The 25,057-nt window shown below is 65.9% G+C and carries 26 protein-coding genes and 1 tRNA gene; 18 read left to right on the top strand and 9 right to left on the bottom strand.

Annotation, left to right across the window (positions count from 1 at the left end; translation table 11 throughout):
* Positions 1 to 205 precede the first annotated feature (205 nt).
* From bamA to rpmE, 4 genes are all read left to right on the top strand, one after another.
* Complete coding sequence (gene bamA, locus RIB52_RS04220) at positions 206 to 2,812, top strand: outer membrane protein assembly factor BamA (protein ID WP_350173869.1); 2,607 nt, start codon at positions 206 to 208, stop codon at positions 2,810 to 2,812.
* Positions 2,812 to 3,513, top strand: coding sequence for an OmpH family outer membrane protein (locus tag RIB52_RS04215; RefSeq protein ID WP_350173257.1), 702 nt, complete (start codon positions 2,812 to 2,814; stop codon positions 3,511 to 3,513). The genes bamA and RIB52_RS04215 overlap by 1 nt, the downstream gene beginning before the upstream one ends.
* 43 nt (positions 3,514 to 3,556) lie before the next feature.
* Complete coding sequence (gene fabZ / locus RIB52_RS04210) at positions 3,557 to 4,048, top strand: 3-hydroxyacyl-ACP dehydratase FabZ (protein WP_350173255.1); 492 nt, start codon at positions 3,557 to 3,559, stop codon at positions 4,046 to 4,048.
* A gap of 102 nt (positions 4,049 to 4,150) precedes the next feature.
* Positions 4,151 to 4,375 (top strand): 50S ribosomal protein L31, encoded by a 225-nt coding sequence (gene rpmE / locus RIB52_RS04205; protein ID WP_034900856.1) that lies wholly within the window; start codon positions 4,151 to 4,153, stop codon positions 4,373 to 4,375.
* A gap of 128 nt (positions 4,376 to 4,503) precedes the next feature.
* Here rpmE and RIB52_RS04200 read toward each other — a convergent pair whose 3' ends face one another.
* Together RIB52_RS04200 and RIB52_RS04195 are read right to left on the bottom strand one after the other, a co-directional pair.
* Positions 4,504 to 4,827, bottom strand: a complete 324-nt coding sequence (locus RIB52_RS04200) for a TraR/DksA family transcriptional regulator (protein ID WP_350173252.1) — start codon at positions 4,825 to 4,827, stop codon at positions 4,504 to 4,506.
* Positions 4,818 to 5,471 (bottom strand): prolyl hydroxylase family protein, encoded by a 654-nt coding sequence (locus RIB52_RS04195; RefSeq protein WP_350173250.1) that lies wholly within the window; start codon positions 5,469 to 5,471, stop codon positions 4,818 to 4,820. Before RIB52_RS04195 ends, RIB52_RS04200 begins: the two co-directional genes overlap by 10 nt.
* Before the next feature lie 220 nt (positions 5,472 to 5,691).
* On the opposite strand from RIB52_RS04195, the gene RIB52_RS04190 reads away from it, so the two are divergent.
* The 11 genes from RIB52_RS04190 to RIB52_RS04140 all read left to right on the top strand — a co-directional run bounded on the left by RIB52_RS04190 (position 5,692) and on the right by RIB52_RS04140 (position 14,714).
* Positions 5,692 to 5,768, top strand: a tRNA-His gene (locus RIB52_RS04190).
* Between the two features lie 72 nt (positions 5,769 to 5,840).
* Entirely contained in the window at positions 5,841 to 6,908 is a 1,068-nt protein-coding gene (locus RIB52_RS04185) for a Glu/Leu/Phe/Val family dehydrogenase (protein WP_350173248.1), read from the top strand.
* Positions 6,909 to 7,043: 135 nt separating this feature from the next.
* On the top strand, positions 7,044 to 7,817 hold the full coding sequence (gene ccmC, locus RIB52_RS04180) for a heme ABC transporter permease CcmC (protein ID WP_350173246.1): 774 nt from the start codon (positions 7,044 to 7,046) through the stop codon (positions 7,815 to 7,817).
* The gene (gene ccmD / locus RIB52_RS04175; RefSeq protein WP_350173244.1) at positions 7,814 to 7,957 is read left to right on the top strand and encodes a heme exporter protein CcmD; all 144 of its coding nucleotides are present in this window, start codon (positions 7,814 to 7,816) and stop codon (positions 7,955 to 7,957) included. Before ccmC ends, ccmD begins: the two co-directional genes overlap by 4 nt.
* A complete protein-coding gene (gene ccmE, locus RIB52_RS04170) occupies positions 7,954 to 8,439 on the top strand; it encodes a cytochrome c maturation protein CcmE (protein ID WP_350173242.1) in 486 nt (161 codons plus the stop codon). The genes ccmD and ccmE overlap by 4 nt, the downstream gene beginning before the upstream one ends.
* 15 nt (positions 8,440 to 8,454) lie before the next feature.
* Positions 8,455 to 10,473 carry a heme lyase CcmF/NrfE family subunit gene (locus tag RIB52_RS04165; protein WP_350173240.1) on the top strand — a complete coding sequence of 673 codons (2,019 nt, stop codon included), beginning with the start codon at positions 8,455 to 8,457 and terminating at the stop codon, positions 10,471 to 10,473.
* Positions 10,470 to 10,997, top strand: a complete 528-nt coding sequence (locus RIB52_RS04160) for a DsbE family thiol:disulfide interchange protein (protein ID WP_350173238.1) — start codon at positions 10,470 to 10,472, stop codon at positions 10,995 to 10,997. Before RIB52_RS04165 ends, RIB52_RS04160 begins: the two co-directional genes overlap by 4 nt.
* Positions 10,997 to 11,431 (top strand): cytochrome c-type biogenesis protein, encoded by a 435-nt coding sequence (locus RIB52_RS04155; protein WP_350173236.1) that lies wholly within the window; start codon positions 10,997 to 10,999, stop codon positions 11,429 to 11,431. The genes RIB52_RS04160 and RIB52_RS04155 overlap by 1 nt, the downstream gene beginning before the upstream one ends.
* Entirely contained in the window at positions 11,428 to 12,069 is a 642-nt protein-coding gene (locus RIB52_RS04150; protein ID WP_350173234.1) for a tetratricopeptide repeat protein, read from the top strand. The genes RIB52_RS04155 and RIB52_RS04150 overlap by 4 nt, the downstream gene beginning before the upstream one ends.
* 156 nt (positions 12,070 to 12,225) lie before the next feature.
* Complete coding sequence (locus RIB52_RS04145) at positions 12,226 to 14,148, top strand: potassium transporter Kup (RefSeq protein WP_350173232.1); 1,923 nt, start codon at positions 12,226 to 12,228, stop codon at positions 14,146 to 14,148.
* 77 nt (positions 14,149 to 14,225) lie between these two features.
* Complete coding sequence (locus RIB52_RS04140) at positions 14,226 to 14,714, top strand: hypothetical protein (RefSeq protein WP_350173230.1); 489 nt, start codon at positions 14,226 to 14,228, stop codon at positions 14,712 to 14,714.
* Between the two features lie 35 nt (positions 14,715 to 14,749).
* On the opposite strand, the gene RIB52_RS04135 is transcribed toward RIB52_RS04140, so the two are convergent.
* The 5 genes from RIB52_RS04135 to RIB52_RS04115 all read right to left on the bottom strand — a co-directional run bounded on the left by RIB52_RS04135 (position 14,750) and on the right by RIB52_RS04115 (position 20,458).
* Positions 14,750 to 15,391: an inner membrane-spanning protein YciB gene (locus RIB52_RS04135; RefSeq protein ID WP_350173228.1), complete on the bottom strand. Its 642-nt coding sequence runs from the start codon at positions 15,389 to 15,391 to the stop codon at positions 14,750 to 14,752.
* Positions 15,391 to 16,332, bottom strand: a complete 942-nt coding sequence (ftsY, locus tag RIB52_RS04130) for a signal recognition particle-docking protein FtsY (protein ID WP_350173226.1) — start codon at positions 16,330 to 16,332, stop codon at positions 15,391 to 15,393. Before ftsY ends, RIB52_RS04135 begins: the two co-directional genes overlap by 1 nt.
* Positions 16,329 to 17,558, bottom strand: coding sequence for a MiaB/RimO family radical SAM methylthiotransferase (locus RIB52_RS04125; protein ID WP_350173224.1), 1,230 nt, complete (start codon positions 17,556 to 17,558; stop codon positions 16,329 to 16,331). The genes ftsY and RIB52_RS04125 overlap by 4 nt, the downstream gene beginning before the upstream one ends.
* A complete protein-coding gene (gene dapF, locus RIB52_RS04120) occupies positions 17,555 to 18,379 on the bottom strand; it encodes a diaminopimelate epimerase (protein WP_350173222.1) in 825 nt (274 codons plus the stop codon). The genes RIB52_RS04125 and dapF overlap by 4 nt, the downstream gene beginning before the upstream one ends.
* A gap of 111 nt (positions 18,380 to 18,490) precedes the next feature.
* Positions 18,491 to 20,458, bottom strand: a complete 1,968-nt coding sequence (locus RIB52_RS04115; protein WP_350173220.1) for a putative bifunctional diguanylate cyclase/phosphodiesterase — start codon at positions 20,456 to 20,458, stop codon at positions 18,491 to 18,493.
* 198 nt (positions 20,459 to 20,656) lie between these two features.
* Here RIB52_RS04115 and RIB52_RS04110 point away from each other — a divergent pair, with 198 nt between their 5' ends.
* Entirely contained in the window at positions 20,657 to 21,079 is a 423-nt protein-coding gene (locus RIB52_RS04110; protein WP_350173218.1) for an EVE domain-containing protein, read from the top strand.
* 132 nt (positions 21,080 to 21,211) lie between these two features.
* The gene (locus RIB52_RS04105; protein ID WP_350173216.1) at positions 21,212 to 21,382 is read left to right on the top strand and encodes a CsbD family protein; all 171 of its coding nucleotides are present in this window, start codon (positions 21,212 to 21,214) and stop codon (positions 21,380 to 21,382) included.
* A 78-nt stretch (positions 21,383 to 21,460) separates the two neighbouring features.
* Here RIB52_RS04105 and RIB52_RS04100 read toward each other — a convergent pair whose 3' ends face one another.
* On the bottom strand, positions 21,461 to 23,131 hold the full coding sequence (locus RIB52_RS04100) for a thiamine pyrophosphate-dependent enzyme (protein ID WP_350173214.1): 1,671 nt from the start codon (positions 23,129 to 23,131) through the stop codon (positions 21,461 to 21,463).
* A 164-nt stretch (positions 23,132 to 23,295) separates the two neighbouring features.
* Here RIB52_RS04100 and RIB52_RS04095 point away from each other — a divergent pair, with 164 nt between their 5' ends.
* Entirely contained in the window at positions 23,296 to 23,577 is a 282-nt protein-coding gene (locus RIB52_RS04095) for a hypothetical protein (RefSeq protein WP_350173212.1), read from the top strand.
* Between the two features lie 7 nt (positions 23,578 to 23,584).
* On the opposite strand, the gene RIB52_RS04090 is transcribed toward RIB52_RS04095, so the two are convergent.
* On the bottom strand, positions 23,585 to 24,958 hold the full coding sequence (locus tag RIB52_RS04090) for an MFS transporter (protein ID WP_350173210.1): 1,374 nt from the start codon (positions 24,956 to 24,958) through the stop codon (positions 23,585 to 23,587).
* Positions 24,959 to 25,057: the final 99 nt, after the last annotated feature.

The following is a 25,057-nucleotide window of genomic DNA, read 5'->3' as shown; positions in this document are numbered from 1 at the left end:
GGTGGGGGAGACTCGGACCTTCCACGGTGCGCCCGCCGATCGGGCGTGCGATAAAGACGGGTTAGACGGGACAACAACCTTGATGGATCGATCCACCCAGACGGGCCAGCAGCCTGTTGCAGACCCGGCTGTCGCGGCGCAGGCGGACCGTTCGATCGCATTCGGCGCGACGGGTCGGCTGGTGCTCGCTCTGACATGCGGGTCCATGCTTGCCGGCGTGCCTTACGAGGTCCGCGCGCAGGATGAAGCCGCTGCGCCGCAGTCCCAGCCTGCACCCACCCCGGCCCCCGAGCCCGCGCCTCGGCCCAGCACCGATACCATCCGCACGATCAGCGTCGCCGGGGCCGAACGGCTCGAGCCGAGCACGATCCTGTCCTATATCCGCCTTCGGGTGGGGCAGGAATACACCTCGGTCGCGGCCGACCAGGCGCTGAAGGATCTCGGCGCGACCGAGTTGTTCTCGAATTTTTCGATCCGTAACGACAATGGCAATGTCGTCATCACGGTCGAGGAAAACCCGGTCATCAACCGTATCGTGCTCGAGGGCAATGACCGCCTCGACGCGGAAAAGATCCTGCCCGAGATCAAGCTTGCCCCGCGCCAGATTTTCACCCGCTCCAAGGTCCGCGCCGACGTTGCGCGCATCATCGAGCTCTACAAGCGCCAGGGCCGCTTCGCCGCCACGGTCGAGCCGAAGATGGTGCAGCTGCCGCAGAACCGCGTCGATGTCGTGTTCGAGATCAGCGAGGGGCCGAAATCCAAGGTCCGCCAGATCAACATCATCGGCAACGAAAAATTTTCCGACGGCGACCTGCGCGGCGAGATGGTGACCAAGCAGTCGCGCTGGTTCCGCTTCTTCTCGTCGAACACCAGCTACGACCCAGACCGGCTCGCCTTCGACCAGCAGAAGCTCAGGCAGTTTTACCTCACCGAAGGTTACGCCGATTTCCGCGTCGTCTCCGCCGTCGCCGAACTGACGCCGGACCAGGAAGACTTCATCATTACCTATGTCGTCGAGGAGGGCGAGCGCTACCAGTTCGGCGATGTCGAGGTGGAAAGCCAGCTGCGCGACTTCGACAGCGATTCCATGAGCCAGCGCCTGCCGATGCAGCAAGGCGACTGGTACGATGCGAAAGCGGTCGAGGACACCGTTGAACAGCTGACCGATCTTGCGGGCCGCTTCGGCTATGCCTTTGCCGACGTCCAGCCGCGTTTCGACCGCAATAAGGACGAGCTCGAGATGAACGTCACGTTCATCCTGCGCGAGGCGCCGCGCGTCTATGTCGAGCGGGTCGACGTCAACGGCAACACGCTCACCCAGGACAAGGTGATCCGCCGCGAATTCCGTCTGTCCGAAGGCGACGCCTTCAACTCGCTCGGCGTGCAGCGGACGACGGCGCGCATCAATTCGCTCGGCTATTTCCAGGAGAATTTCGAGGTCAACCAGGTCGAGGGCAGCGCCCCGGACCGGATCGTGCTCGAAGCCAATGTCGAGGAACAGCCGACCGGCGAATTGCAGTTCTCGGCGGGTTTTTCCTCGATCGAGCAGTTCATCCTCGCCGCCTCGATCCGCCAGCGCAATTTCCGCGGTCGCGGGCAGACGATCGGGCTGTCGGTAAACTATTCCCAGTTCTCCCGGTCGGCGCAGGTGAGCTTCCAGGAGCCCTACGTCTTCGACCGGAATATCTCTGCCGGGATCGACATCTACCGGCGCGATTTCAACAGCTTCAATTTCCAGGGTCAGGATCGCAACACCACTTTCGAGCAGGCCACGACAGGTTTCTCGATGCGGCTTGGCGTGCCGCTTACCGAATACATGTCGCTGGTGGGCAGCTACACGCTCAATTACGACGAGGTCAGCCTGGATGAGAACCTGTTCTTCTCCGACCTTGACGGCGACGGTGTGCGCGAATGCGATCCGCTGCTGGCCGGGCGCTTCCTGTGCGATGCTCTCGGCGATCGGCTGAGTTCAATCGTCGGCGTCTCACTCAATTACAATTCGCTCAATTCACGCATCCGGCCCTCGCGCGGGCGGCTCATCACGCTGACTTCGGAATTCGCGGGGCTGGGCGGCGACGTGCGATACGTCCGGTTCCGCGGACGCGCGCAGCAGTTCTGGAACGTCGCCAATAGCGGCTTCATCTTTTCGCTGCTCGCCGAAGGCGGCACGATCATCCCGCTGCAGGATCGCGGCGGCCCCAATGTCGACGACGTGCTGCTTACCGACCGCTTCTTCCTTGGCGAGCCGCAGATCCGCGGCTTCGACATTCGCGGCGTGGGCCCGCGCATTCTCACCCAGCCCTATGTCACCGACGAGGACGGCAACCGGGTCCCGATCACCACTCGCCGGCAGGTCCGCGACGACGCGCTGGGCGGACGCAATTACTATCTCGCCCGGGCGGAGCTCGAGATCCCGCTCGGCACCGGTGCGCGCGAGCTGGGCCTGAGGCCGTCGGTCTGGGTCGATGTCGGCGCTTTGTGGGGGATCGATCCTCCCGTTCTCCAGGATAACCCCAACGGCATCCAGCAGCAGGATAGCGAGGGCAATCCGATCTTCATCGATCCCGACGGCAACCTCACGCTCAACCCGCTCCAGCCGGACGGTACTCCGAACAATCCCGCCATCCGGCCCAACTCCGCGATCCGCGAGGTTTTCCTCGGGGATTCCCCCAGTCCGCGCGTCACCGCCGGGATCGGGGTCAACTGGAACTCGCCATTCGGGCCGTTCCGCATCGATTTCGCCCAGACCATCCGCAAGGTCGAGGGCGACGATGACAAGACTTTCACGTTCAACGTAGGAACCCAGTTCTGATGAAACCGATTGTTACCCTTCTCGCCTCCGCCGGCCTTGCGCTCGGCGCATTTGCCGCGTCTCCCGCAGCCGCCCAGATCGAGGGCAAGATCGCGACCGCCGACCGGACCCGTTCGCTGATCGGCACGACGGCACTGCAAAATGCCTTCCAGCAGATCGAGACGACCTATTCGGCCCAGATCGAGCAGATCCGGGCCAAGCAGCAGCAGCGCCAGGCCCTTCTCAAGCAGTTCGACACCAATGGCGACAACGAGATCGATGATACCGAATACAAGGCGGTCGAGACCTCGCCGCAATTCGGAACGCTGCAGACGCTTGACCAGGAACTCAACCAGTTGTCCAACCAGATCGAACTGGCGCGTGTCTTCGTGGTCGAACAGATTGCGCAGCAATACACGCCGGCGCTGCGCGAAGTGGTGCAGCAGCAGCAGATCAAGCTCGTGCTCAATCCGGGCGCGCTCGCCGTGCCCTCGCAGGAAGCCGACATCACGCAGGCGATCGTGACCTCGCTCAACGCGAAGGTTCCGTCCGTGGGCGTGGTTCCGCCGCAGGGTTACCAGCCGACCCGTGCGGGCGTGCAGCTGACCCAGGATATCGAGCAGACATTGCAGGTCATCTCGCTCCTCCGCAAGCAGCAGCAGCAGCAGCAGCAGCAGCAGGGCCAGCAGCCGGCGAACCCGCAGGTCCCGCAGGGCCGCTGAGCCCCAACGGATTGGCGGGCAGGCGACAGGCGAAGGGCATCCCATGAGCGAGAACGGCGACGATTCGGGCGGCGCATCGGATCCAATCACCGATTACGACATTCACCGCATCCTCAAGGCCTTGCCGCATCGCTATCCGCTGCTGCTGGTCGACCGGGTGAAGGCGCTCCAGCTCGGAGAGCGGATCCACGCGGTGAAGGCGGTGAGCATGAACGAGGAGTTCTTCCAGGGCCATTTCCCCGGCGCTCCGATCATGCCCGGCGTGCTCCAGATCGAGGCGCTCGCCCAGGCTGCGGCTATTCTCGGGATCGAGACACTGGAGCTGGCCGGCACGGGCAAGCTTGTCATCTTCATGGGCATCGACAGCGCCAAGTTCCGCGCCCCCGTCACGCCCGGCTGCCTGCTCGATCTCGAGGTCGAATTCCTCCAGCAGCGCCGCACGATTTACAAGTTCAAGGGCCGCGCGAGCGTTGAGGGCAAGACCACCTGCGAGACCGAGTTCACCGCGATGATCGCCGACCCGCCGGAGGCTTGAGCCCGCCCTCTTGCCACAGGACACGTTTGCGCCTATCGGGCGCGCTTTCCCGCAACAGCGCTTCCGGTCGGAACCGGAGCACCGCTAGCAAGGACACGAGACATGAAAGCCGAAGGGCATCCCGACTATCACATGATCACGGTCAAGATGACCGATGGCACCGAATTCCAGACCCGCTCGACCTGGGGCAGCGAGGGCGACGTACTCGCTCTGGAAATCGACCCCAAGACCCACCCGGCCTGGACCGGTGGTCGCCAGCAGGTGCAGGAAGGCGGCCGTGTGGCGGCCTTTAACAAGCGCTTCGGCGGGCTCAGCCTCAAGAAGTGACGTGAGAGTTGGCGCGTGTGACGCGCGCTGACCGGCGGCTTTTTAAGCGCAAAGGCTCTGATCTCGGTCGGCCGAGCACCGACAGAGGCGCAAAGGGGCGGCCCTTCCGGGTCGCCCTTTCGCGGTCTTCAGGCCGCGCACTTGATGCAGCGGGTCGCCACCGGGCGCGCCTCGAGCCGCTTGCGGTCGATCTCGGCTCCGCAATTCGAGCAGGTTCCATAGGTTGCGTTGTCGATCCTGGCGAGCGCGAGCCGGATTTGCGCGATCTCGGCGCGCAGCACGTCGTCCACGCCTTCGAGCGCCTCGTCATCGGCGAGGTCGATCGCTTGCTCTTCCCAGTCATCGTCCAGCGGATGCCTGAGGTCGTCCTCGATCACCTCGGCCCGCTCGAGCAACTGGCCGAGCCTTGCCCGCAATTGTTCGGCGATGTCGGCATACTGGCTCATGTCCATCCCCACTCCTTCTCCCGATACCACTTGGTTATGACGTATTTCACGCCCTTGCGCACCTTCATTCCGTGATGGAGCGTATTGGGGTTTACCCGCCCGTCGCGCCGGGCGTTGTTCCAGCACAACAGTTTGCCGGGTTCCGCGTGGAAGGTCTTGCCCAGCGCTTTGAAACGAGTCGCGCCGCCTGCTTCGACCGCGTTGAGATAGATCATGAACGTCCAAGTGCGCTGGCCCGCGACCGAGCAGAATTTTTCATAATCCGGCCCGCCGGGGGTGAAATAATCCGTATGCGGCTTGAATTCCTGGCCGACGGCATAGCGTTGACCCTGGCAAGGTTCGCCGAATTTCGGGTCGATCCCGTTGAGCGCGCGGAGCAGCGCCTCGAGCTCCTTCACGGCCGGTTCGGCCGGGTCCAGGTCGCAGGTTTCGCTAGTGCGGAAATAGGCATCGCCATTGTCGTCGGCGATGGTCGAAGGGCGGCGATCCTTGTCGACCAGCTCGATCAGCGCCTCGGCGAGATCGGGCGCGAGGAAATCGCGATGCTGGAACAGGTCTGCCTTCGGCGTTGGCACGCGCTGCACGTGCGGGTGTGCGGCGAGGCGCGCGGTGATCGTCGCGCAGTTGGTAGAATCGGTGAACGTCTCCATCGCGGTTACGAGGATAGGTCGCGCAAGGTGCGAAACAAGAGCGTAATAATCTTGCGCTCGCGCCCCTCTGGGGCAGTTTTCGCTTCCCTTGGATGGCGCTTTGTGCAACAGGCTCGCCGCCGTTCATCGCGCTCTTGACCGGGCGTGGATGCAGCTTAAAGCGCCCCATCTTGCGCGGACTTGACGGCGGCTCGGGTGGCCGTGTCGGGCGGGGCATGTGGCGATCGTAGCTCAGCTGGTTAGAGCGCCGGTTTGTGGTACCGGAGGTCGCGGGTTCGAACCCCGTCGATCGCCCCATCACCCCAATTGCATCCTGCCCGGCCTCTCTTTGCAGTCATACTTCCGCGCGCAAGCTGAAGGCATTTGCGTATGACCGCGTTCTGGACCGAACCCGATTTCGACGCCCATGAAATGGTGCATTTCGTCCATGATCGCGAATCGGGTCTGACGGCGATCATCGCCGTCCATTCCTCGCATCTCGGCCCCGGCGCAGGCGGCACGCGGTTCTGGCATTATGCCGCCCCCGAAGCGGCGGTGCGCGACGCGCTGCGCCTGTCGCGCGGGATGAGTTACAAGAACGCCATGGCCGGCCTTCCGCTGGGCGGGGGCAAGGCGGTCATCCTGGCCGACGAAAACCGCACCAAGACTCCCGAAATGCTCGCCGCCTTCGGCGCTGCGATCGAAGGGCTGGGCGGGCAATATGTCACTGCCGAGGATGTCGGCATCAGCGAAGCGGACATGGTCGCGGTTTCCGCGCAAACCGAGCACGTCACCGGCCTTCCGGTGCGCGGGGAAGGGCTGGCGGGCGGCGATCCCGGCCCGTTCACCGCGATCGGCATCGCCAAGGGGATCGAGGCGGCGGTGCGCTATCGGCTTGGCAAGGACAGCATGGAAGGCGTGCATGTCGCGCTCCAGGGCACGGGTAGCGTCGGTGGCGGCGTCGCCCGGTTGCTCGCCAAGGCCGGGGCGCGGCTGACGCTTGCCGATATCGATGCGAGTGGGGCGAAGTCGCTCGCCGACGAACTCGGCGCGGAGACGGTGGCGGCCGAAGCGATCATGGCGACGCCATGCGACGTTTTCAGCCCCAATGCGCTGGGCGCGATCCTGGACGAGAAAAACATTGCGAAGCTCGACACCCAGATCGTCGCCGGCGGTGCGAACAACCAGCTGGCGCGCGTCGGCCACGGTCGCACGCTGTTCGAGCGGGGTATCCTGTACGCGCCCGATTATGTCATCAATGCTGGGGGTATCATGTCGGTCGGAACCGAATATCTCGCTCGTCGCGACGGGCGAGTCGGCAAGGTCGAGGAAGTCCATGCGCTGCTCGACCAGATCCCGGGCCGCCTTGAGGCGATCTGGACCAAGAGCGAGGAAACCGGCGAATCGCCCGACATCGTTGCCGATCGCATGGCGCAGGAACTGATTGGTCGCGGCTGACGAAGCGCGCTGGCGAGGCTGCCTTTGCCATGATCTTGTGCTAATGACGTCTTTGCTGCAGGGGGTCTTGCACCTTTTGCGGCCTTGCGAGGGGGCGGGGCGTCACTACAAACATGCGAGGGATCATCTGACCGCATGCATATCTACGCCAACCCCAAGCGCTTCCTGTCGCTCGCCAAGTGGCTGATGCCGCTCCTGTTCTGGAGCGGTCTCACGCTGTCGGCGGGCGCCGTGGCGTGGGGGCTGTTAATGGTTCCGCCCGACCGGCTGATGGGTGAGAGCGTGCGCATCCTGTTCATTCATGTCCCGGCTGCCTGGCTCGGCATGGGGGGATGGGCGGGAATCGCCGTATCCAGCGCCATGTTGCTGATCTGGAAGCACCCGCTGGCCGGGATCTCGGCGCGCGCGATCGCGGTGCCGGGCATGGTCTTCACCGCAATCTGCCTCGCCACCGGTTCGATCTGGGGCCGCCCGACCTGGGGGACCTGGTGGGTCTGGGACGGAAGGCTCACCAGCATGCTGGTGCTGTTGTTCCTCTATGCGGGCTACATCGCGCTTGTCCAGGCGACCAGCCGCGAGGGCGGTTCGCCCAGGATTGCGGCGATCTTCGGGCTGGTAGGGGCGGTCAATATCCCGATCATCAACCGTTCGGTCGTGTGGTGGAATTCACTTCACCAGCCGCCCAGCATCACGATGGGCAAGAGCGCGATCGACGGGGTGTTCCTGACGCCGCTCCTTTCCGCCGTGATCGGCTTCTCGCTCCTGTTCGGCGCCATCGTGTTGATGCGCATGCGCGCGATCATCGCCGAGGCACAGGTCGAGGCGCGGCTGAAGCGACGCGCGCTCGACAACGATGCGCCGCGTCGCGGCAACGCCGGCGCGGGCGAACCGGCCATGGGAGGCGCATGATGCGCGAGGCGCTCGAACATTGGGATTTCGTGATCGCGGCCTATGCGATCGGACTTGGGGGGCTGGCCGTGCTCACAGCGTGGAGTTGGCGCACCATGCGCCGGGCCGAAGCGCGCCGCGAGGAGGTTAAGAGGCGATGAGTGCAACCGGGCTGAAGGCCAAGCACCAGCGCATGGTGCTCGTCGTAATCGCGCTCGTCGCGATCATCGGCGCGGGGCTGCTCGCGGTGTGGGGGCTCAGGAACCAGGCCAATTATTTCTACCTGCCCGAGCAGATGGCCGAGGCCCCGCCCTCCGTCGGTCAGCCGGTGCGGCTGGGCGGGATGGTGCAGGCAGGCTCGATCCAGACAATGGCCGACGGCGTGACCGTGCGTTTCATCGTCACCGGCAACGAGGCGAGCACGATCCCGGTGCGTTATTCGGGCATCCTGCCCGACCTGTTCGTCGAAGGATCGGGCGTGGTCGCTGAAGGTAGCCTGCAGGCCGACGGGACCTTCCTTGCGACCAACCTGCTTGCCAAGCATGACGAGAATTACGTGCCGCGGGAGCTCGAAGGGCTCGAGGCGCACCAGAAGGCCGAGACCGTCGCGGAGACGACCGTCGGCATCGAACCGAGTTCTTGAGGAACGTGACCGAGCATGATCGCTGAAATCGGCCTTGCCGCCCTTTGGCTCGCCGCCGCGCTCGCCGTTCTCCAGATGGTGTCGGGGGCGCTTGCGCTGCGCACGCCGGAAGGCGAGGCGGCGCCGATGGCGATGTATGCCCGGCCCGCCGCGATCGTGCAGGCCGCGCTCGCCGTGCTGGCCTTCGCCATGCTGCTCTATGCCTTTGCGATCACCGACCTTTCGATCAAGCTGGTCGCGACCAATTCGCACTCGATGAAGCCGTTCGTCTACAAGCTGACGGGCACCTGGGGAAACCACGAGGGATCGATGCTGCTGTGGGTCGCGGTGCTGGCGCTGTCGGGCGGCCTGCTCGCCGGGGCGGAAAAGCGCCTGCCCGAGCGTACCATGTCGGCAACGCTTGCCGTTCAGGGCTTCGTCGCCTTGGGTTTCTACGCCTTCCTGCTGCTCTCCTCCAACCCGTTCGAGCGATTGCCCGTGCCAGCGCCGGAAGGCTCGGGCCTCAACCCGCTGCTGCAGGACATCGGTCTCGCGATCCACCCGCCGACGCTCTACATCGGCTATGTCGGCCTCTCGGTCGCTTTCAGCCTTGCCATGGGTGCGCTGATCACGAGGCGCGTGACGCCCGAATTCGCCCGCGTCATGCGGCCTTGGGTGCTTGGGGCCTGGGTGTTCCTCACTTTCGGGATCACGGCGGGATCCTACTGGGCCTATTACGAGCTTGGCTGGGGCGGCTGGTGGTTCTGGGACCCGGTCGAGAACGCCTCGCTCATGCCCTGGCTCGCCGCGACCGCGCTGCTTCATTCGGTGAGCGTGCTGGCCGCGCGCGATGCGCTGCGCACATGGACGATCATGCTCGGCGTGCTCGCCTTTTCCATGTCCATGCTCGGCACCTTCCTCGTGCGCTCGGGCGTGCTCACCAGCGTCCATGCCTTCGCTGTCGATCCGGAGCGCGGGACGTTCATCCTCGTCCTGCTCGGCCTTTACATCGGAGGTGCGCTGGCGCTCTTTGCGGTGCGCGCCAGTTCGATCGCTGAAGGCAAGCGTTTCACCGCGACCAGCCGCGAAGGCGCGCTGGTGTTCAACAATGTGATGCTTTCCGCGATTCTCGCGATCGTGCTGCTCGGGACGCTCTACCCGCTCCTGACCGAGGCGTTCGACGTGCGCGTCAGCGTCGGCCCGCCCTATTTCAACCCGGCGGCCTCGATTTTCGCCATCCCGATGTTCCTTGTCATGGCGGTCGGGCCGTTGCTGCGCTGGAAGGACGACAAGCCGGCCCGGATCCAGTTCGAGCTTTCGCTGATCGCCGCGATCTTGATTTCGGCCGTCTCGCTGATTGCGATCATCGGCGATTACCCGGTCCTCCCCGTATTCGGGCTTGCGATTGCGCTTGCGCTGGGCATCGCCGCTTTCCTGCCGCTGCGCGGGCGCGAACTGGCCCGCGTGCCGGTGGCGGTATGGGGCATGGTGCTGGCCCATTTCGGCGTCGCGGTCGCGCTGTTCGGCATGGCGAGCGAAAGCGCCTTTACCGAGGAGCGCCTTGCCGCCGTCTCTGCCGGACAGACCGAAAGCATCGGCGGCTTCGACGTGACGCTCGAAGAGGTCGCGCCGGTTGCCGGGCCGAACTGGACCGCGATCGAAGCGCGCCTTGCCGTCAGCCGCGACGGCGGCGAGCCGATGATCATCACCCCGCAGGCCCGCAATTTCTGGTCGCCCCCGCAGGCCACCAGTGAAAGCGCGCTTGTCACCCGCTGGAACGGGCAGCTCTATGCCGTGATCGGCGATGAGGCGGGCGTGGATGCGGCGGGTAATGCGCGCTGGCAGATCCGCTTGTGGTGGAAGCCGTTCGTCACCTTCATCTGGTATGGTGGCCTGCTGATTGCCCTGGGCGGTATCCTCGCGATCGCCGGGCGCCTGCAGGTCGATCTCAGGCGTCGCAACGCCGCACGTCTCGGCGCGGACAGGCGCGAGGGACTGCGCGCTCTGGGCGAGGGGCCCAATGCACCCCCCCACGCGCCGGAGCCGGCGGAATGAAACGCCTTGCCTACGTCGTCCCGCTGGCCCTGTTCCTGTTCCTGGCCGGGCTGTTCGCTTTCCAGCTGACCCAGCCCAAGGACGAATTCGTCAAGAGCACGATGGTCGGTAAACCCCTGCCCGACTTCGCGCTCGATCCGGCTGCTCCGGGCCTTGCCGGGGCATCGCGCGGCAATTTCACCACCGGCGAGCCCAAGCTGCTCAATATCTGGGCGAGCTGGTGCGTGCCCTGCATCGCCGAAGCCCCGCAGCTGGAAAGGCTCGCCGATGAAGGGATCGACATCATCGGCATCGCGATCCGCGATCGTCCGGAGGACGTGACTCGCTTCCTCGAACGCTACGGCAACCCTTATAGCCGCGTCGGTGCGGACGATATTTCCGAGGTCCAGCTCGAGATCGGTTCGTCGGGCGTGCCCGAAACTTTCGTGATCGATGGCGAAGGCGTGATCCGGTATCAGCATATCGGCGATATCCGCGCGAGCGATGTGCCGACATTGCTTGAGGAACTGGAGAAGGCGTCGTGATGCGCGTGCTCGCCTTCCTGCTCGTCATGCTCATGCCCGTGGCGGCGAACGCTCAGCAGGCCATGCCACCCGCGCCCTATGCCTATACCCAGCTCGAGGATCCCGCGCTCGAGGCCGAAGCGCGCGAGCTGATGCTGACGCTGCGCTGTCTCAAGTGCCAGTCGCAGTCGATTGCAGATTCCGACGCGCCCATGGCGGGCGACATGCGCCACCAGGTCCGCACGCGCCTGCTCGCCGGCCAGGAACCCGGGGAAATTCGCGCCTGGCTGGTCGATCGCTATGGCGATTACGTCAGCTATTCGCCCGAGGTGAGCGAGACCACCTGGCCGCTTTTCGCCGTTCCGCTGCTGTTGCTGGCGGTCGTTCTCGGGGTGCTGCTGCGGCGGCTGGGGCGACGGCGCGCGGACGAGGCCGATGCCGAGGCCGAGGCATGATCGGCGGGTGGCTTGCAGTATTGGCGCTCGCTTTCGCGGCCTTTGCGCTCGCGGCGTTCCAGCTGCGCCTGCCGCGCCAGGGGTTCGCCGTCTTCGGCGCGGCACTGCTGTTCGGCCTGTCGGGCTATGCGCTGCAGGGCTCACCCGGCCAGCCCGCCGCGCCGACCGAGCGCGTCGCCAACGCGACCGAGGGCGGCGAGGAAATGGTGGAGGCCCGCCGCGCCTTGTTCGATCCCGTCCGGGCCAAGCCGAATTACCTCACCGTCTCGGATGGCTTTGCCCGCAACGAAAGGTTCGCCGAAGCCGCCGGTGCGCTGCGCAAGGGGCTGGCCGACAATCCCGGCCATCTCGAAGGCTGGCTCGCTCTGGGCATGGCGCTGGTCGGCCATGCCGATGGGCATGTCACCCCGGCCGCGGCCTATGCCTATGGCAAGGCGCGCGCGATCGATCCTGCAAGCCCCGCGCCGGATTACTTTCTCGGCTTCTCCTATCTCCAGTCCGGCCAGATCCGCGCCGCGCGCGAGACCTGGGCGGGGCTGGTCGAGCGTTCCCCCGACGATGCGCCATGGGTTCCCGAACTCAACCGGAGGATCGAGCAGCTCGACCGGATGATCGCCAATGCACCGATGCTGCGCTAGCGCCGGACCGGACGCGCTGCGGCCCATGTTGCAGGCGCGAAGGCGCGGTGCTAATCGGCTTGCCGCGATCCCGGAATGCACGCCGGGAGGATCGCCGGAGTCGCAGCTGAGGCGCGGCTTCAGGGCAGTACCGACAACACGGGAAATCCGCGAAGCATGAGCGACACAGCAGCGCCCGCCCATCAGCCGCCAGCAGGCGGCCATTCGCACGGCGCATCCAAGGCCGCGCTCGCCGTAGGCGCCATCGGCATCGTTTTCGGCGATATCGGGACGAGCCCGCTTTACGCCTTCCGCGAGACCTTCGTCGGGCGTTCGACGGTGCAGCTCGACACGGCGCATGTCCTGGGTGTCATCAGCCTTATTTTCTGGTCGATGACGCTCGTTGTCGCGATCCAGTATGTCACCATCCTGATGCGCGCGGACAACAGGGGGCAGGGCGGCAGTCTCGCCCTTGTCGCGCTGATTTCGCGCAGCCTTTCGAAATCGCGCTATGGCTGGATCGCGGTGCTGCTGGGCGTGTTCGCGACCAGCCTGTTCTACGGCGACTCCATGATCACGCCCGCGATTTCGGTCCTCTCTGCGGTCGAGGGGCTGACCGTGGTGGACGAGGGGCTGCAGCAATTCGTGATCCCGATCGCGCTCGCTTTGCTGGTTTTCCTGTTTGTCCTCCAGAAACGCGGCACGGCCAAGGTCGGCGCGCTCTTCGCGCCGGTGATGATCGTCTATTTCTCCGTCATCGCGGGGCTGGGGGCGTGGCAGATCGTCCAGACGCCCGAGATCCTGTGGGCGCTCAATCCCTATCACGCGGTCAATTTCTTCGTCCTCGACGGGTGGTTCGCTTTCCTCGCGCTTGGCAGCGTGGTGCTGGCGGTGACGGGGTCGGAGGCGCTCTATTCGGACATGGGCCATTTCGGGCGCGGGCCGATGCGCCTGTCGTGGTTCGGCTTCGTCATGCCGTGCCTGCTGCTCAATTATTTCGGGCAGGGCGCGATGGTGATCGGCCTTCCCGCAGACGAAGCCTCGCGCGCGATCCAGAACCCGTTCTTCTTCCTCGCGTCCGAGCAATGGCGCCTGCCGCTCGTCTTCCTTGCGACGGTGGCGACCTTCATCGCCAGCCAGGCGGTGATTTCGGGCGCTTTCTCGATCACCCACCAGGCGATCCAGATGGGCTATATCCCGCGGCTCAACATCCGCCACACCTCGGAAACCGAAGGCGGGCAGATCTACATCCCGGCGGTCAATTGGGCGCTGATGGTGGCGGTCGTGATCCTCGTGCTGACCTTCCAGAACTCGTCCAACCTCGCTAATGCCTATGGCATCGCGGTGACCGGCGCGGTGACGATCGACACCCTGCTGATGGCGGTGCTGCTGGTGAGCGTGTGGAAATGGAAATGGTGGTATGCCGCGCCCGTCGTCCTCACCTTCCTGATCGTCGACGGGGCCTATTTCGCGGCCAACCTGACCAAGGTGCCCGAGGGCGGCTGGTTCCCGCTGCTGGTCGGCTTCATCGCCTTCACCCTGCTCACCACCTGGGCGCGCGGGCGCAAGCTGATGCGCGAGCGCATGAGCGAGGTCGCCCTACCGATGGAGATTTTCGCGAAATCCGCGAAAAATTCGGCCCTGCGCGTGCCGGGGACGGCGATCTTCATGGCTTCGAGCACGGCCGGCGTGCCCTCCGCGCTGCTGCACAATATCAAGCACAACAAGGTGCTGCACGAACGCGTCGTCATCCTCACGGTCGATATCCAGGACGTGCCCTATGTCGACCCGGCGGAACGCTGCGAATACACCGACATGGGCGACGGCTTCTACCGCGCGGTTTTGCATTACGGCTTCATGGAGGAAACCGACGTGCCGATCGGTCTCACCCGGATGGAGCGCTGCGGGGGCGAGTTCGACATGATGCAGACGAGCTTCTTCCTCTCACGCCAGACCCTGCTGCCTTCGGAAAAGCCCGCCATGCCGATCTGGCGCGAGAAGATCTTCGCCTGGATGCTGCGCAATTCGGCAAGCGCGATGGATTTCTTCAAGCTGCCGACCAACCGCGTGGTGGAACTGGGGAGCCAAGTGGAGATCTGAGGCGGTCGGGTTCTTACAAGCCTTGCCGGGGTTCCTGCTTTAAGGTCCATCGCAGCAAGCCACCTGCGAGGATATCCATGACCGTTTTTCGCCTTCTCCTGCTCGTCGCTGCGCCTCTCGCGCTTTCGCAGCCCGCTTTTGCGCAGGAGCGCGATCTTGGCCCTGTCATCAACTTCTGGACCAAGCTGGCAGTCTTGTGCCTCGAAGCCAAAGACGATGAATCGCTGGCCCTCGCTGAACGGCTGAAGGCCTGCGACATGGTCGCCGAAGCCATGGATCGAAGCTTTGCCGATCCCGACACGGCACCGCGCAATCAGGCCGAAGCCAATGTGTTCTGGACGAGGCGTTCGTCGGTGCATTCGTTCAAGGGATCGCTGATGGGCCAGATCGACGGTGTCCGATCGCGCCGGGTTTGCGAGCAGGTGCAAAGGCAATGGGAAACCCTGCTCAAAGTCAGACCTGAAGCCTATCCCGCGCAATATCGCGAGCTCGCCGAGAGCGATGGACGCGTCAAGGCATCCGCCTCCAGGCTCTGGAACAAGTGCCGCGAGGAATTCGGGCTCTGATGCACGAGCCGCGCGCCGCTTCGCGCGCGTCGCGCTCACCCTCCCGTCGGCGGTTCGTCCTTCAGCACTTCGTCGGCATCGTCGATCGACAGCCCGTGCTTCATCAGCATCGGGATATTGGCGAAGGTGAACAGGAAGGTGAGCGGCAGGAACACCCACAGCTTGGCCCATAGCCAGCCCTCGAAATCCATAGTCGCCACCAGCACCTCGTTGAGCCCGGCGAGCAGGAGGAAGAAGAACCCCCAGTTGCGCGACAGCTTCAGCCAGCCTTCCTCCGACAGCCCCTCGAACGCGGCTTCGAGCAGGATTTTCAGCAGCGCCCGGCCCGCCAGCCAGCCGCCGATCAGCGCCGTGCCGAAAACGGCGTAGATAATCGTGGGCTTCAACTGGATGAACTTTTCGTCCTGGAACCAGATCGTGAGCGCGCCGAAGCCGACGATCAGCGCGGTCGAGAACCATAGCATCGGCGATATCCGGCCCAGGAGGAACTTGGACACGGCAAGCGCGATGACGGCGGCGACCATGAAGGCGCCCGTGCCGTAGACGATCGCGATGATGTCGCCGAGGCCCGGATCGTCGGGTGCGGACAGGCGATAGACCGCGAGGAACACGACCAGCGGCCCGTAATCGACCGCGACGTTGAGCCAGCCCGACCCTGCCTTTTTCTCCTCGGCCATCACGCCACCCCCGCGATCACGCGCGCGACGAGGTCGGGGTCGAAGGGGCGCAGGTCCTCCATCTGTTCGCCCACGCCGATCGCGTGGATGGGCAGGCCGTATTGCTCCGCCGCCGCCACCAGCACGCCGCCGCGTGCTGTCCCGTCGAGCTTGGTCATGATGAGCCCGGTCACGCCCGCCACCTCCTGGAACACGTCGATCTGCGAGAGGGCATTCTGCCCGTTGGTCGCATCGAGCACTAGCACGACGTCATGCGGCGCTTCCGGGTTGAGCCGGCCTAGCACGCGGCGGATCTTCGCCAGTTCGTCCATCAGCTCGCGCTTGTTCTGCAGGCGGCCTGCCGTGTCGACGATCAGCGCGTCGATGCCGGTGTCGGTCGCCTGTTTGACCGCGTCGAACACGATGCTCGCCGGATCGCCGCCTTCAGGGCCGCGCACGAGGTCGACGCCGGCACGGTCTGCCCAGGTCGCGAGCTGGCCGATGGCCGCGGCGCGGAAGGTGTCGCCCGCGGCGAGCAGCACGCCGTAATCGTCCTCCATGAACAGGTGCGCGAGTTTCGCAATGGTGGTCGTCTTGCCCGATCCGTTGACCCCGATCACGAGGATGACCTGCGGGCGCGGGAAGGCGGTGATTTCGAGCGGCTTGGCGACGGGGCGCAGGATCTCGGCGATTTCCTCGGCCACCGCTTCCTTCAGTTCGGTCTGGGTGATCGTCGCGCCGAAGCGCTTGTCGGCGAGTTTCCCGCGGATCCGCCCGGCCGCCTTGGGCCCGAGGTCGGAGACGATCAGCGCGTCCTCGATATCGTCGAGCGTCCCCTCGTCGAGCCTGCCGCCTGCAAGGGCAAGGCCGGTGAGATTGGTGGCAAGCCGGTCGGAGGTCTTGCGAAAGCCGCCGAGCAATCGCTCGCTCCAGCTCGTGGCCTCGTTTTGCGTATCGCTCATCGCAGCATTCCTTCCTCGACCGCCCGCACCGTGACCGGCACGATTTCGCCCGCCGGCGTGCCTTCGGGCAGAGCGACGCGGGCATAATTCGGGGCATAGCCCGTGCCGTCCCGCTCGGCGAGGACGGGGAGCGTTTCGCCCACAAGGCTCTCCAGCCAGGCCGCGCGGCGGCTCGCGACGGCGGCGCGCAGCTCGGCGGCGCGGTCCTTGATTATCGCGCGGGCCTGCTGCGGCATGCGCGCGGCGGGAGTCCCTTCGCGCGGGGAGAAGGGGAAAATATGGCCGTGGACGATGTCGCATTCCCCGATGACCGAGAGGTTGTCGGCATGGTGGCCCTCGTCTTCGGTCGGGAAGCCCGCGATGAGGTCCGCGCCCACCGCGATTTCCGGACGCCGGGCCTTGAGCCGGGCGACGAGGTCCACCGCATCGCGCCGCAGGTGCCGCCTTTTCATGCGCTTGAGGATCAGGTCGGCCCCGTGCTGGAGCGAGAGGTGGAGGTGCGGCATCACCCGCTGCTCGCCCGCCAGCAGGTCGAACAGGCGGTCATCGATTTCCACCCCGTCCACAGAAGAAAGCCTAAGCCGGTTTAGTTCAGGAAACTCATGCAGGGTGGCTTCGATCAGGTCGCCGAGCCGGGGCATGTTGGAAAGATCGTGTCCCCAGCTTGTCAGATCCACACCGGTAAAGACAATTTCCTTAGCCCCCGCAAGAATATGTCCTTCAACCGCGTGCAGCACCTCGGCCACGCTCAGCGAGCGGCTTTGCCCGCGCCCCTTGGGGATGATGCAGAAGGTGCAGGAATGGTCGCAGCCGTTCTGCACGCCGATGAAGGCGCGGGTGCGACCCCCTTCGCCTAGCCCCCCACCGGGCCGGGAACTCGCGCCCCCGGTCGCACCGTAGGCGCGCGGATCGAGCTTGGTCGCATTCGGCACGATCGCGTCGACTTCGGGCATGGCGGCGAGCGCATCGCGTTCGATATCGGCGGCGCAGCCGGTGACGACGATCCGCGCATCGGGCCGCGCGCGCCGGGCGCGGCGGATCGCCTGGCGGGTCCGGCGCACCGCCTCGTTCGTGACCGCGCAGGAATTGACCACGAGGAGGTCCCGACCGTCCCCGCTGCCGCCCCGGCTCTCCGCAAGGCGCGCCTGCAGCGTCTCGCTCTCGGCGATGTTGAGGCGGCAGCCCAGCGAAATGACTTCGGGCGTTGCGGTGCGTTGCCCCGTCACGCGTAATCCCCCCAGTCGAAACTGCCGCGAAAGGCCTCGCTCGCCGGGCCCGTCATGCGGATCGAATGCCCGCCGCCGGCCCATTCGATCACGAGCTCGCCGCCGGGCAGCGCGACCGTCACCGGGCTCTGCACCGTCCGGCGCAGGATCGCCGCCACCGCGCTCGCGCAGGCGCCCGTCCCGCAGGCGCGGGTCAGGCCCGCCCCGCGCTCCCACACGCGCAGGATGAGGCGGTCCTGCCCGGCAAGGCTCGCGACATTGACATTGACGCGCTCGGGAAACAGCGGGTCGCGCTCGATCTCGGGCCCCAGCGTTTCGAGGTCCACCGCGTCGGCATCCTCGACGAGAAACACGACATGCGGATTGCCGACATTGACCGCCATCGGATTTTCAAGCTCGCCCCATCCGACCGGCATGGCGGCGGTGTCCATCGGCATGGCGAGCGGGATCGCCTCCCAGGCGAAATGCGGTTCGCCCATGTCGACGCTCGCGCCTCCCGCAACCGGTTCGAGCGTGATCACGCCCCCGGCCGTCTCGACCCGGGCCGGGGCGCCGTGGAGCAACGCCACCGCGCGGCTGGCATTGCCGCAGGCTTCCACCTCGCCGCCGTCGCAATTGAAGATCCGCATACGGAAATCGATATCCACGGCCGGGTCGGTCGCCGCCTCGATCACGATGAGTTGGTCGCAGCCGATCCCTTCGCGCCGGTCGGCCAGCGCGCGTGCGACCGCGCCGGTCATGCCGGGCAGCTCGTTGGTGCGGGCATCCAGCACGATGAAATCGTTGCCGAGCCCGTGCATCTTGGTGAAGGATACTCGCATGGCAGGCCCACGCCTCTATGCGCGCAGGGCGCGCTCGTCCAGTGGCGCGACGGGCCGGCAGGGCGCGCCTGCGGGGATGGGATTGGCGGCCGGTCGTGGCCGTTGCCGTGATCAGCCCGCCTTGCGGTCGCGGCGCTCGCGTTCCTCGCGCTCCTCGCGGTTCGTGCGGTGCGTGCGGCGCGGCAGGATCGGCCCGCCGTCGAGCGCGGTCCCGCCCGGATGGGGTGCGCCTGCACCCAATGTCGGGAATTCGTCGGCGATTTCGCCGGATTCGCCGCCCTGCGTCGGGGCCGCGTTTTCGGCGGCACAAGCCGCGCGGTTGGCAAGGTCGGCAAGGTCGGGCAGGGTGCAAGGCGCCTGTGCGGCCCCCTCGCGGCCCGCATCCGCGCCGTCCGCTTTGCTGCCGCGCCCGAGCCGGCCGGCGATGCCGAGCCGCTGGCGCACCTGCTCGGCGGTTTCCGGGCGGCCGTAAATATAGCCCTGGCCCTTGAATTCGCCCATTTTCTTGAGCGCGGCGAGGATCTCTTCGTGCTCGATGCCCTCGGCGGTTATCGGCAGGTCGAGCCCCCGCCCCAGCGAGACGATCGCATCGACGATCCGGCTCTTGCCGCCGTCCTCGTTCAGTTCCTTGATGAAACTGCGGTCGATCTTGATCCGGTCGAAAGGCAGCGACCGCAGCTGTTCGAGGCTCGAATAGCCGGTCCCGAAATCGTCCAGGCTGACTGTCACGCCCTGGTTGCGCAGGCTCGTGATCATCGTGCGCACGAGGCCGATATTTTCGTGCAGGCAGGATTCGGTGATCTCGATCTCGAGCCGGCGGGCCGGAAAACTGTGTTCGACCAGCAGCTTGATCAGCTTCTGCGCAAACCATGGATCGCGCAATTGCAGGGGCGAGATGTTGATCGAAAGGGTCAGCGCCTCGTCCCAGTCGCGCGCATCGGTGAAGGCCTGGCACATGAGCTGTTCGGACAATTCGCCGATCAGGCCGATTTCCTCGGCGACGGGAATGAAGATTTCCGGGCTGACGAGCCCGAGATGGGGCGAACGCCAGCGCGCCAGCATCTCGAACCCGACCAGTTCGCCGGTCTCGAGGTCGATCTGCTGTTCGTAGAAGGGTTCGAATTCGCCTTTCGTGAGCCCGCGGCGGATGCCGACCTCCAGCTCGTTGCGGAAGCGCAGCTCGTTTTCCATGCTCGGTTCGAACCAGAAGAAGCGGTTCTTGCCCTGTTTCTTGGCCTGGTACATCGCAATGTCGGCGCGGTGGAGCAGGGTGTCGCCGCTCGCCGTGAGCGGCTCGAGCCCGTCGGAGCAGTGATCGCTCGCCAGGCCGACCGACATGGTGATCTCGAGCGTGACATCCTCGAGCGTCAGCGGCAGGGACATCGCCTCGTAAAGCCGGATGACGAGATCGTCGATCCGCTCGCGCCGGGCCGGGTCGTAGGGCGTGACGAAAGCGAATTCGTCCCCGCCCAGCCGCGCGAAACGGGCGCTTTTCGGAAGCACGTCGCGGACTCTTTCGGCGAAACGGACCAGCACCTCATCGCCCGTCCTGTGGCCGTGCATGTCGTTGACCTGCTTGAAATTGTCGAGGTCGATCATGCCATAGGCGATCGCCTGCCCGCGCTCGGCAACGCGCGCGCGCAGCGTTTCGGTGACTTCGGCCATGGCGCGGCGATTGAGGCAATTGGTGAGCGGGTCGCGCTCGGCGAGCGTGCGCGCCTGCGCCTCGGCCCGGCGGCGTTCGTCGATCTCGCGGGTAAGCTCGCGGTAACGGCGCCAGGCGAAGATGACGAGCGCGATGTTGAGCAGCATGGCGGTGGTGAGCAGCGGGTCCGCGCCCTGCCCGATGCCGGCCAGCGCCCAGAACGTGTCCGGCACGACCACGCCGCCGGTGGCGATGAACAGGAGGATCGCCGATGTGGCGATGCCGAGTGCGACAATGTCGCGCTGCGCGCTTTCCTGCGGGGTGTTCTCGTGAGCGGGGGGATTGTGCCGCGCGCTGTCCCGCGATGCGTGCGGCGAGGATGCCTGGACGGGTTCCTCGCCACCCCTTGCCTGTTTGCCGTATGTTGCCGTCATGCCCGTTACTCTCGTGCGCCCGTTTCCCCTTACGTCCGCCCCGGGGGCAGGGCGGGCCGCCGGGGATTTGCCGCGTGATGCCGCAAGAGCACTGAAGATCGCGTTAATCCGCCCGCCCTTGCCTTGGCGCGAGCGGGTCTGGCACAGGACCTGCGGCGGCGGTCCGGCCGCCGGGTCCATACCTTTGGGGAGAGCTTCATGGCGCAAGCGGCGCGCAATTACTGGCTGATGAAATCCGAACCGTTCAAATATGGCTGGGACGATCTCGTCGCGGAGGGCGAGGGCGTATGGGACGGCGTGCGCAACCACCGGGCGAAGAACAACCTCGCCGCGATGGAGGTGGGTGACGAGGCGTTCTTCTACCATTCGCGCGAGGGGCTGGAAATCGTCGGGATCTGCGAGGTGACGGTGGCCGGGATCACCGATCCGACCGACGAAACCGGCAAATGGGCTGCGGTGAAAGTGCGCGCCAAGGAGAAGTTCGAGCATCCCGTCACACTCAAGCAGATCAAGGCCGAACCGCGGCTGGCGGACTGCGAACTGGTGCGCCTGTCGCGCCTGTCGGTGGCGGCGATCACGCCGGAGGAATGGGACATCATCTGCGCCATGGCGAAAGGCTAGGGCGTCGTCGCGGCCGCGCCACGCTTCGGCGCGTGCGGCGACCATGATGGGAACATCGCCCCCCACCCATTCATTGATCGCACTGAAAGGCCAGTAAAAACATTGGCTTGGAAGCATCAATGGAGGATCATTATGGGCGAGTTCACCGATAAAGTGAAAGGCAATGTCAACGAAGCGATCGGCAAGGCCAAGCAGAAATCCGACGATCCCGAGACCCGCGCCGAGGGGCGTGAGGACGAGGCCAAGGGCAAGGCCCAGCAGGCCAAGGGCGAAGCCGAGGGCAAGGTCGGAAACGACATCTGATCGCGCCGCCAGGCACGCACAAAGGGCCGCTCCCGAATGCCGGGGGCGGCCCTATCTACGTGCCGGAGAGAGCCGGGTTCAGCGGTTCCTGAGGCCGCTCACCGTCGCCCCGCTCGCCGCGAGCTGTTCGACCTCGATCACCGCGTGGATGAGGCGCAGCCCCTTGCGCTCCTTCGCCTCGGCGAAAGCGGCGGCGAATTCGTCGGTCGTCTCGGCGCGCGCGCTCCATGCGCCGAAGGCTGCGGCGAGCGCGGCGAAATCGGGATTGGCGAGGGTGGTGCCCGAAACGCGGCCGGGATATTCGCGCTCCTGGTGCATGCGGATCGTGCCGTAGGCACTGTTGTCGATCACCACCACCAGCAGGTTCGCGCCCGCCTGCGCAGCGGTGGCGAGTTCCTGCCCGTTCATCAGGAAATCCCCGTCCCCGGCCACGGCGACCACCGGACGGTCGGGATAACGCAGGGCGGCGGCCACTCCGGCGGGCACGCCATATCCCATCGCCCCGCAGGTCGGCGCGAGCTGGGCGGGGTATCCTTCATATCGCCAGTAGCGATGGAACCACCCGGCGAAATTGCCCGCCCCGTTCGCCAGCACCGTCTCGTGCGCAAGGCCCTCGCGCATCAGGGTGACGCAGGCGGCGAGATCGAGCGCAGGCGCGCTCTTGTTCGGCGCGTGGGTCGCCCATTCGCGCCATTCCCGGTTCGCCTCGCCGCCCGCATCGAAGGGGATGATCGCGGCGTCTTCCCAGAGCGCGGCGGCCTCGGCGAATTCGTCCACCGCGCAGCAAAGCGAAAGGTCACTGCGATAGACCCGGCCGAGTTCCTCGGGATCGGGATGGACATGCACCAGCACCTGACCCGGATGGTCGGGTGAGGGCACGGTGTAGCCTTCGGTCGTCGCCTCGCCCAGCCGCGCGCCCACCGCCAGGACAAGGTCCGCCTGCCGCACCCGCTCGACCAGCTTGGGATTGGGGCCGTAGCCCAGCGACCCGGCATAGACCGGCGATGAAGCGGGGATCGCGTCCTGCCGGCGAAAGGCGGTCGCCACCGGCAGCCCGATCCGCTCGGCGAAAGTCTGGAAGGCCTCGCGCGCCTTGCGGTTCCAGCCCGCCCCGCCGACGATCGCGATCGGAGAGGCCGCATCCGCCAGCAGCGCGAGGAGCGCCTGCATCGCATCGGGGCACGCCGCCTGTGCGGGCCGTTCGACGCGAGGGCGCGGCGCGACCTCGACGCTGACCGGGTCGCACAGCATGTCCTCCGGCAAGGCGAGCACGACGGGGCCTGGCCGCCCGCCGATCGCCACGGAAAAGGCGCGCGCGACATATTCGGGGATGCGTGCGGGGTCGTCGATTCGCGCGGCCCATTTGGAAATCGGCGCGAAGAAGGCGGGAAAATCGACCTCCTGAAATCCTTCGCGCCCCTGCATCCCCCGCGCGACATCGCCCACGAACAGCACCATGGGCTGCGAATCCTGCTGCGCGACATGGACGGCGATGCCGGCATTGGTCGCCCCCGGTCCGCGCGTCACGAAAGCCACTCCCGGCCGCCCGGTCAGCGCCCCGTCGGCGCAGGCCATGAAGCCCGCCCCGCCTTCCTGCCGGCAGGTCACGGTCTCGATGCGCCCCCGGTCATGCAGCGCGTCGAGCACCGCGAGGAAGCTCTCCCCCGGCACGGTGAAAAGGCGGTCGGTGCCCTGCGCTTCGAGACATTCGACCAGCAGGTTCGCCGCGCGTTTCGTGGTGTCGGCCATGGCCGCCCCTCTCCCGTCACCCTGTTGCGCCTGCGCGCTTAGCCCGGCCGTGCCCGGCCCGCAATCGCGCCCGTCCCGCCCGCGCCTGCGCCACCTGTCCCGCTGTGCAACAAGAGGGGCGAAGCGTGTGACAAAAAGTTAAGAAAGTCTTAACACCACTGCCCATGCGCTATGCGAGCCTTACCGCCGATCTCGTCTCCGCCCCGCAGCGCCGGGGGGATGCGACGCGCAGGAAGCGCGGCCCGGGCGAACGCCGCCGCCGCGCGCTCGTGCTCACCGACGAAAGCGCGCATCATCCCTTCCGGGCAAGCCTGCCGCCGCATGTCCGCGCCGACCTGATCGACATCCCGGCGGAAAGATTGTGGGATCTGACGCGCGAGGATATTCGCGGCGCCGCAAGCACCTATGTGACGGTCACGGCCGCGGTGCTTGCCTTCATCCTCTGACGCAGCATCAGCCCGCCAGCCCGCGCGCGCCCGCCATTTCCTCGCGCTCGACCCGGTAGAGCATCCGTCCGAGCCAGGCCGAAACGACGCTCATCCCAGCGGCGAGCAGAACCTGGTCGACCGCTTCCACCCCGAGCGAGGTCAGCCCCACGGAAAACAGCGATCCGCCGACCATCGCGGCCGAATTGACGATGTTGTTCGCCGCGATCACCCGCGCCGCCTTGTCGCCGGACACGCGGGTGGTGAGAAACGCGTAAAGCGGGACGACGAACATGCCGCCCAGCACCGCAATGCCCAGCAGCGCGAGCAGCAATGGCAGCGCCATCGGCTGCGCGAGGAAGGCCGTGATGGAAAGCAGACCCTGATCGCTCGCCCCGTTCCAGTTCTTGACCAGCAGGTAGAAGGCGATCACGCAGCCGCCCATCAGGACCACGCTGACCGGCGCGAACCGGGCCGAGACCGCGCCCTTGAGCAGGGCGTTGATGCTGACCGATCCCAGCGCGATGCCGACCGAGAACATGACGAGGAACAGGCTCGCGACTTCGGGGCTTGCCCGAAGCGTGTTCTTGGCGAGCGGGGGAAACTGGATGAACAGCACCGCGCCGATGGTCCAGAAGAAACTGATCGCGACGATCGCGTACCAGATCGGGCGGTCTTCCATCGATTCGCGGATGATCGCCACCGATGAACGCCACAAATTCCAGTCGATCGGCTCCACCCGGCCCTGCGCGGGAGCATCGGGCACCTGGCGGCTGACGGCATAGCCGACGATGGCGGTGAGAACGATGCCGAGCGCTGCCCATTCGGTGTGCTCCACCGCAAGGGGTCCTGCGAGAATCGTGCCCAGCAGGATCGCGACATAGGTCCCCGCCTCGACGAGGCCGGTCCCCGCGAGCACTTCGTCGCGTTCGAGATGCTGCGGCAGGATCGCGTACTTGATCGGGGCGAGGAAGGTCGACTGGCAGCCTGCCAGCAGCAGCACGAACAACAGCACGACGATCGACAGGCGCGTGTCGATCGCCAGCACGCCCAGCGGCAGGTAGACGGCAAGGTCCCACCCGCTCCACGCCATGTAGAGCCCGAGCGCGCCCAGGCTCATGATCGCGATCTCGCACAGTTTCACCGTGCGGATGATCCGCGCCTTGCAGCGCATGTCGGCAAGCTGGCCGGAAATGCCGGAAATGACGACGAAGGGCAGGATGAAAACGGCCGAGGCGATGCCGCTGAACAGCGTTTCGGTCGCCGGATCGTTATAGACCGCATAGACCACGAAGAGCAGCATCGTCGTCTTGTAGAGATTGTCGTTGAACGCGTTCAGGAACTGAGTCGCGAACATCGGGACAAAGCGCCTGGTGCGCAGGAGATGCGTGGCTGTCGTCATGCGTATCCGCGGGGAACCCTGTCCCCGGCGACCCCCATAGCGCAACGCGATGCGTTCACAAGAGCGCCCTTTCGCCTTTTGCGCGGCCTCCGCCCGCGC

This window comes from Erythrobacter sp. (genome assembly GCF_040217515.1).
Lineage (GTDB): Bacteria > Pseudomonadota > Alphaproteobacteria > Sphingomonadales > Sphingomonadaceae > Erythrobacter.
Note: the sequence above shows the minus strand (reverse complement) of the source record. Positions and strands in the feature narration are given on the sequence as shown.

Excerpts from the sequence above, each read along its gene's own strand:
- bamA (WP_350173869.1), top strand. The coding sequence starts at position 206 with ATGCTTGCCGGCGTGCCTTACGAGGTCCGCGCGCAGGATGAAGCCGCT.
- RIB52_RS04215 (WP_350173257.1), top strand. The coding sequence starts at position 2,812 with ATGAAACCGATTGTTACCCTTCTCGCCTCCGCCGGCCTTGCGCTCGGC.
- fabZ (WP_350173255.1), top strand. The coding sequence starts at position 3,557 with ATGAGCGAGAACGGCGACGATTCGGGCGGCGCATCGGATCCAATCACC.
- rpmE (WP_034900856.1), top strand. The coding sequence starts at position 4,151 with ATGAAAGCCGAAGGGCATCCCGACTATCACATGATCACGGTCAAGATG.
- RIB52_RS04200 (WP_350173252.1), bottom strand. The coding sequence starts at position 4,827 with ATGGACATGAGCCAGTATGCCGACATCGCCGAACAATTGCGGGCAAGG.
- RIB52_RS04195 (WP_350173250.1), bottom strand. The coding sequence starts at position 5,471 with ATGGAGACGTTCACCGATTCTACCAACTGCGCGACGATCACCGCGCGC.
- RIB52_RS04185 (WP_350173248.1), top strand. The coding sequence starts at position 5,841 with ATGACCGCGTTCTGGACCGAACCCGATTTCGACGCCCATGAAATGGTG.
- ccmC (WP_350173246.1), top strand. The coding sequence starts at position 7,044 with ATGCATATCTACGCCAACCCCAAGCGCTTCCTGTCGCTCGCCAAGTGG.
- ccmD (WP_350173244.1), top strand. The coding sequence starts at position 7,814 with ATGATGCGCGAGGCGCTCGAACATTGGGATTTCGTGATCGCGGCCTAT.
- ccmE (WP_350173242.1), top strand. The coding sequence starts at position 7,954 with ATGAGTGCAACCGGGCTGAAGGCCAAGCACCAGCGCATGGTGCTCGTC.
- RIB52_RS04165 (WP_350173240.1), top strand. The coding sequence starts at position 8,455 with ATGATCGCTGAAATCGGCCTTGCCGCCCTTTGGCTCGCCGCCGCGCTC.
- RIB52_RS04160 (WP_350173238.1), top strand. The coding sequence starts at position 10,470 with ATGAAACGCCTTGCCTACGTCGTCCCGCTGGCCCTGTTCCTGTTCCTG.
- RIB52_RS04155 (WP_350173236.1), top strand. The coding sequence starts at position 10,997 with ATGCGCGTGCTCGCCTTCCTGCTCGTCATGCTCATGCCCGTGGCGGCG.
- RIB52_RS04150 (WP_350173234.1), top strand. The coding sequence starts at position 11,428 with ATGATCGGCGGGTGGCTTGCAGTATTGGCGCTCGCTTTCGCGGCCTTT.
- RIB52_RS04145 (WP_350173232.1), top strand. The coding sequence starts at position 12,226 with ATGAGCGACACAGCAGCGCCCGCCCATCAGCCGCCAGCAGGCGGCCAT.
- RIB52_RS04140 (WP_350173230.1), top strand. The coding sequence starts at position 14,226 with ATGACCGTTTTTCGCCTTCTCCTGCTCGTCGCTGCGCCTCTCGCGCTT.
- RIB52_RS04135 (WP_350173228.1), bottom strand. The coding sequence starts at position 15,391 with ATGGCCGAGGAGAAAAAGGCAGGGTCGGGCTGGCTCAACGTCGCGGTC.
- ftsY (WP_350173226.1), bottom strand. The coding sequence starts at position 16,332 with ATGAGCGATACGCAAAACGAGGCCACGAGCTGGAGCGAGCGATTGCTC.
- dapF (WP_350173222.1), bottom strand. The coding sequence starts at position 18,379 with ATGCGAGTATCCTTCACCAAGATGCACGGGCTCGGCAACGATTTCATC.
- RIB52_RS04115 (WP_350173220.1), bottom strand. The coding sequence starts at position 20,458 with ATGACGGCAACATACGGCAAACAGGCAAGGGGTGGCGAGGAACCCGTC.
- RIB52_RS04110 (WP_350173218.1), top strand. The coding sequence starts at position 20,657 with ATGGCGCAAGCGGCGCGCAATTACTGGCTGATGAAATCCGAACCGTTC.
- RIB52_RS04105 (WP_350173216.1), top strand. The coding sequence starts at position 21,212 with ATGGGCGAGTTCACCGATAAAGTGAAAGGCAATGTCAACGAAGCGATC.
- RIB52_RS04100 (WP_350173214.1), bottom strand. The coding sequence starts at position 23,131 with ATGGCCGACACCACGAAACGCGCGGCGAACCTGCTGGTCGAATGTCTC.
- RIB52_RS04095 (WP_350173212.1), top strand. The coding sequence starts at position 23,296 with ATGCGCTATGCGAGCCTTACCGCCGATCTCGTCTCCGCCCCGCAGCGC.
- RIB52_RS04090 (WP_350173210.1), bottom strand. The coding sequence starts at position 24,958 with ATGACGACAGCCACGCATCTCCTGCGCACCAGGCGCTTTGTCCCGATG.